2 protein-coding genes and 1 pseudogene are annotated in these 994 nt (G+C 62.5%); 1 reads left to right on the top strand and 2 read right to left on the bottom strand.

What is annotated here, in order from left to right; translation table 11 throughout:
- Window positions 1-209, bottom strand: a 209-nt coding sequence (locus tag H147_RS0117465; protein ID WP_026352652.1) for a transposase, incomplete at its 3' end; no start/stop codon positions are given.
- An 80-nt stretch (window positions 210-289) separates the two neighbouring features.
- On the opposite strand from H147_RS0117465, the pseudogene H147_RS20675 reads away from it, so the two are divergent.
- A pseudogene (locus H147_RS20675) lies at window positions 290-553 on the top strand (integrase core domain-containing protein); the annotation flags it as partial.
- Between the two features lie 94 nt (window positions 554-647).
- On the opposite strand, the gene H147_RS20850 reads toward H147_RS20675, so the two are convergent.
- On the bottom strand, window positions 648-994 hold a 347-nt coding region (locus tag H147_RS20850), incomplete at its 5' end, for a hypothetical protein (RefSeq protein ID WP_043700292.1).

The raw sequence follows: 994 nt of genomic DNA, 5'->3' as shown, positions 1-994 counted from the left end.
TCGATCACCGGTTCTGGTTCGGCCTTCGCGGCGTCCCCAAAAACACCAGTCGCACCCTCAAGCAGCTGGTCCCGCCACTGTTTGATCTGGTTCGGGTGAACGTCGAAATCCTGTGCCAGCTCGATCAGCGTCTTCTCGCCCTTGATCGCGGCCACGGCCACTTTCGCCTTGAATGCCGGGCTGTGATTCCGGCGCGGTCGTTTTGTCATCATCATCTCCTCGCTTGCAGCATCATGCTGCTGTTGCGCGGAAAATCCACTTATCCCAGTTGTTCAAATTTGCGCAGCCACCTCTATTTATTGCAAAGAAAGTGCGCGCGTGGATCGGCGCGGTGGGTGCCAAAACAGCCTTTATCGCCCCAGGATCACCATGGGAAAACGGCTACTGCGAGAGCTTCAACGCCCGCTTTCGGGACGAACTGCTGAACGGTGAGGTCTTCTACTCGCTGCGCGAGGCACAGATCCTCATCGAGAGATGGCGTCGCCACTACAACACTGTCAGGCCACATAGCGCCTTAGGTTACCGTCCACCGGCACCAAAAAGCATCATGCCAATAGACCAGAGGCCAACCATGCACCAACAATTAATTTGGACCACTCGGTGGGGGCACTCCAGCAGAGGCGCTGCGCCTGACACAAGAAGCGGCATCATCCGAGGACACAGAAGCAGCTGCAACCGCGCAGGCGGAGGCACAAGCCGAAGCAGACCGCGCGATAGCGGCTGCCGACGCAGCCGAAGCGCAGGCAACAGCGCTGCTTGCCGAGGCGGAATTCGCAGCGCGGGCTGCGGAAGACGCCGCAGCGGCGGAAGCGGCCGCTCAGGCCGCGGTAGAAGCCGCAGCTGCAGAAGCGGCAGCGCAGGCCGCGGAAGAAGCCGCAGCAGCGGAAGCGGCAGCGCAGGCGGCAAAGGAAGCCGCGGCGGCGGAAGCGGCTGCTCAGGCCGCGGAAGAGGCCGCAGCGGCGGAAGCAGCTGCTCAGGCCGCGGAAGAGGCCGC

The sequence above is a fragment of the Yoonia vestfoldensis DSM 16212 genome, assembly GCF_000382265.1.
Taxonomy (GTDB): domain Bacteria; phylum Pseudomonadota; class Alphaproteobacteria; order Rhodobacterales; family Rhodobacteraceae; genus Yoonia; species Yoonia vestfoldensis.
The sequence above is the reverse complement of the archived record's forward strand: the minus strand, read 5'-3'. Positions and strand labels throughout refer to the sequence as shown.